Genomic DNA, 4,310 nt, shown 5'->3' with positions numbered 1-4,310 from the left:
GCCAGGCAGCGCCCGAGCAGAGGATCCACAGGATTGCGTGGAGTACCAGACGATCATCACTGCGTGGGCGACCCATTTTCTGCTCTGGAGAAACCAGATCCTTGATCAATTCCCACGATGCGTCGGAGAGTTCTTAACGCTTTGCCATGCGGGCCTCCAGCCAATCATGGCGGCAATTTTACCCGTACTGACTTTTCGTACAAAACCTAGTTTTAACTTCTGTCAGGTACCGGATCATGGTCTGTTCTCTTCAGGTGCAATGGCCCGGCATTTTACAACCGGCAAAGCGGTGGCGGGGGAGAAAGCTGGCCGGGTGGTTCAGTTATGTCGATATCTTGAAACCTTTTGACACATCCGGGGCTCTGACACAGCAATCAATGGCTTCACTCGAAGGGACACGCACATGGGCTCTGTACTCAAGCAGGAAAAGTTTCTGCTGCTGGCGATCATCGCGACGCTTGGCGCTTACTCGCTTGAGCACTGGCTGTTGGGTAATGGCAAGACCGTGGCGCTGGTGGCCGGTCTGGCGCTGGTGGGGTTTATCGTCTGCGCGTCGCTGCGGGTGGCGCATCATGCCGAAGTCCTGGCCGAGAAGGTCGGTGATCCTTACGGCACCATGATTCTGACCTTGTCAGCGGTGCTGGTGGAGGTAGTGATCCTGGCGATCATGATGAGCAATGAACCCTCGCCAACCCTGGTGCGCGACACGATTTACGCGGCGGTGATGCTCGATATCAACGGCATTCTCGGTCTTGCGGCCCTGATGGGCGGGCTCAAGCACGGCGAGCAGGCCTACAACGACAGTTCGGCGCGTACCTACAGTGTGATGATTCTGACGGCCATGGGCGTGTCGATGGTCGTGCCGGAGTTCATCCCGCAGGGTGACTGGAAGCTTTATTCAATGTTCACCATCGGCGCGATGGTGGTGCTCTACGCGTTGTTTCTGCGCATGCAGGTCGGCCCGCACAGTTACTTTTTCAGCTACAACTACCCGGAAAAGAAGCACCGCCAGGACGCCGCCCAGCACGCAGGCGGCGCCAGTAATCTGAGCATGTCTATCGCCATTCTGGTGCTGGGCGTTATCGTGATCGGCGCATTGGCCGAGGTCATGGCCCAGACCCTGGATCTGGGGCTGGAGGGCAGCGGCGCACCGCCGGTGATGACCGCAATCCTGGTTGCGGCGATTTCGGCATCGCCGGAAATTCTCACCGCTTTGCGTGCGGCGCTGGCCAACCGGATGCAGGCGGTGGTCAACATTGCGTTGGGCGCGTCGTTATCCACAGTGATTCTCACCGTACCGGTCATGGAAGCCATGGCGCTGTACAACGACCAGCCGTTTCAGATGGCCATGACCCCGGTGCAGACAGTCATGGTATTCATCACTTTGCTGGTCTGTGCGATCAACCTCAATGACGGGCAGACCAACGCCATCGAGGGCATGACGCACTTCGTGCTGTTTGCCACCTTCATCATGCTTTCATGCCTTGGATTGTGAGGAGAATGCCTGTGGATAACACAGGCACGTTCCCGGCCGATCACCAAGCGATGGTTTCGCCCTTGTAGTTGATGAAGTGGTGACCGCCCTTGCCGGCATAGTCGGTCAGTTGCTTGACCAGGCCGGTGGTGCTGGTCAGCACGTCGATCTCGGCGTTTTCGCCACCCATGTCGGTCTTGACCCAGCCCGGATGCAGTGAAAGCACAGTCGGGCGAGGCTCTGGCAGTTTGCCGACGAAGGTATTGGTCATGGAGTTGAGCGCGGCCTTGCTGGCTTTGTACAGGCCCAGCGTGTCGCCGTCCGGGCAGGCAACGCTGCCCAGCACTGAACTCATGAAGGCCACTACGCCGGTATCGGGGCGGATCTGTTCGATCAGGTATTCGGCCAGGCGGATCGGCGCCACCGCATTGGTCATGAACAGTTGGCCCAGCTCTGCGGCGGTGGACTGCGCGGCGCTCTGGTGCGCGGCGCCGAGCACGCCGGCATTGACGAACAGCACATCGAACACTTCGCCCTTGAGCTTTTGCAGCAAGACCTCTACCGAGGCGTTTTCATCAATGTCCAGTGTCTCGATGCGGACATCGGGGATAGCTCTGAGTGCGTCGGCCTTGAACGGATCGCGTACGGTGGCGGTGACTTTCCAGTTCTGTTCTGTCAGGCGCTGGACAAGACCCAGGCCCAGGCCGCGAGATGCGCCAATGATCAGCGCCGTTTTTTCAGCGGGCATGGAAAACTCCTTGTTGTGGATAGCGTTGGCATCAGGTCTCGCAGCCTACTCCAGGCTCTGGCCTGTGGATACCTTGTTTCAGATCCTCTGATTGGCCGAGAGTGCATTCAAATTCTGGTCAAAAAACGAGCAATTGTTCGCGGCCCCGGCGCGACCTGCCATAGCGTCAGGCGTGCACCTGTTATCCACAGGCTGCTCCACAGTTAATGTGCGAAACCTGCTGATGTGGGGATAACTGCTTGGGCTGATAGCTTTGAAAAACGCTTAAGTGCTTGTTTGTCTGCCATTTTTAGTAAATGGCAGGGGTTTGAACAAAAAACGATCAATGCTCTGCAGGTCTTGTCCGGTAAGGCTCTTGGGGTAATGTGCTCAGCTTATCCACAATCAGGCCCACAGCAGATGTGGGCAAGTATGCCGCTCAGTTCGCGCTCGATGAGTGCAGTAAAATCCGCCCGCGGCTCAGGTCGGCCAGTTGCCGGCGCAGGGTTTCCAGTTGCTCCGGGCTGACGGCAATGCCCAGCTGTACCCCATTGGCGGTAAAGCTTTCTTCTTCTATAAGGGCATCGGCCTCGCTGAGGCGTAACTTGACCAGGGCCAGCTCACTGAAACTGCACGCCAGGCTGAACGCTTCGCGGTTGATCAGCAGCACTCGTTCAGCCTGCTGCAGGCATTTATTCGCGCCGCCGCCATAAGCGCGGGCGAGGCCGCCGGTGCCCAACTGGATACCGCCGTACCAGCGAATCACCAGAACGACCACTTGATCAAAGTCTTGCGCTTCAATGGCGGCGAGGATGGGCCGGCCTGCCGTGCCACCCGGTTCGCCGTCATCATTGCTGCGGTACTGGCTACCCAGTTTCCAGGCCCAGCAGTTGTGGGTGGCGTTCAGGTCGCTGTGCTGCTCAATGAAGGCCTGCGCTTGGGCGGGGCTTGAGACGGGGCCGGCGAAGGTGATGAAGCGGCTTTTACGGATTTCTTCGCGGAACTCGCAAAAGCCGGCAAGGGTAGAGGGCATGCGCTGCATCCGTCTGATTGCGGGATGCGCATTTTACAAGGCCGGCGGCACTAACCCACAACCTTTGAGGATGATGCGGATCAGATTCTCGGTGGCCAGGTCCATGTCCTGGCGGCTCAGCCGGCTGCGCCCGGTAACACGACAGATCTGGCTGGCGAAGTCAGCGTAATGCTGGGTGCTGCCCCACAGCAGGAAAATCAGGTTAACCGGGTCGACGGGGTCCATCTTGCCGGCATCGATCCAGGCCTGGAACACGGCAACCCGTCCCTGGAACCAGAGGCAGTAGTCCTTATTGAAATGCTCACTCAGGCATTCGCCGCCACTGATGATCTCCATGGCGAAGATTCGCGACGCCTGTGGATAGCGCCTGGAGAACTCCATTTTGGTCCGTATATAAGAAGCGAGTGCCTCGGCGGGGTCATCCTCGGCGCTCAGGTGACTGAAGGTTTCGTCCCATTGCCCGATGATGTTGCTCAGGACCGCGATGTACAGGCCCAGCTTGTTGCTGAAGTAGTAATGCAGATTCGCCTTGGGCAAACCAGCATTCAGCGCGATGGTGTTCATACTGGTGCCCTTGAAACCATGCCGGGCAAATTCGTCTTCGGCCGCTCTGAGGATGAGCTGCTGGTTTCGCTGCCGGATACGACTGGCAGGCTTGCTTGGCGATGAGCTGTGCGCAGGGACTTCAAGAGGCATGTGGCAATTCCGCAGGGCTGTCGTTCAAGGGTGCAGAGATAACGTACCTGTAAGGTTCCTACAAGCTTACTTGGTAATTTTGTCTGACAATCTTACGGTGTGGTGTCGTCTTCTCGTGCCCCGTGGCATAGACTCCTTATATCTCTCTATATATAAGGTGCGGATGACGGGAGGCTATCGGCAGCCGTTTTACGGGCTTGGCTGGTTAATTTCGAGATATTTGAAATTAACGGTTGACGGGGTTTCAGATGTCCTTATAATGCGCACCACTTCCAACGCGGAATGAACGAAAAACTCCTTGATAATCAACGAGTTAGAAGTTCAGAAAGGGTTGGAGGCGGTGCGAGCCTCCTGGCTCCGGCGGTGAAAAAGGCAGTTGA

General features: G+C 57.4%; 4 protein-coding genes and 1 pseudogene. 1 reads left to right on the top strand and 4 read right to left on the bottom strand.

Translation table 11 applies throughout. The features are described 5' to 3' along the window. Positions 1–109: pseudogene (locus tag NJC38_RS28915) on the bottom strand (IS5/IS1182 family transposase); the annotation flags it as partial. Between the two features lie 294 nt (positions 110–403). Here NJC38_RS28915 and NJC38_RS28910 point away from each other — a divergent pair. Then, positions 404–1,495, top strand: a complete 1,092-nt coding sequence (locus tag NJC38_RS28910; RefSeq protein WP_253118183.1) for a calcium:proton antiporter — start codon at positions 404–406, stop codon at positions 1,493–1,495. Positions 1,496–1,535: 40 nt separating this feature from the next. Here NJC38_RS28910 and NJC38_RS28905 read toward each other — a convergent pair whose 3' ends face one another. From NJC38_RS28905 to NJC38_RS28895, 3 genes are all read right to left on the bottom strand, one after another. Further along, positions 1,536–2,222 carry an SDR family oxidoreductase gene (locus NJC38_RS28905; protein ID WP_045483816.1) on the bottom strand — a complete coding sequence of 229 codons (687 nt, stop codon included), beginning with the start codon at positions 2,220–2,222 and terminating at the stop codon, positions 1,536–1,538. A 418-nt stretch (positions 2,223–2,640) separates the two neighbouring features. Next, the gene (locus NJC38_RS28900) at positions 2,641–3,234 is read right to left on the bottom strand and encodes a YigZ family protein (RefSeq protein WP_253118182.1); all 594 of its coding nucleotides are present in this window, start codon (positions 3,232–3,234) and stop codon (positions 2,641–2,643) included. Positions 3,235–3,267: 33 nt separating this feature from the next. Then, positions 3,268–3,930 (bottom strand): TetR/AcrR family transcriptional regulator, encoded by a 663-nt coding sequence (locus tag NJC38_RS28895; protein ID WP_045483811.1) that lies wholly within the window; start codon positions 3,928–3,930, stop codon positions 3,268–3,270. Between the last annotated feature and the right edge of the window lie 380 nt (positions 3,931–4,310).

This window comes from Pseudomonas sp. 21LCFQ010 (assembly GCF_024129905.1).
Taxonomy (GTDB): domain Bacteria; phylum Pseudomonadota; class Gammaproteobacteria; order Pseudomonadales; family Pseudomonadaceae; genus Aquipseudomonas.
The sequence above is the reverse complement of the archived record's forward strand: the minus strand, read 5'-3'. Positions and strand labels throughout refer to the sequence as shown.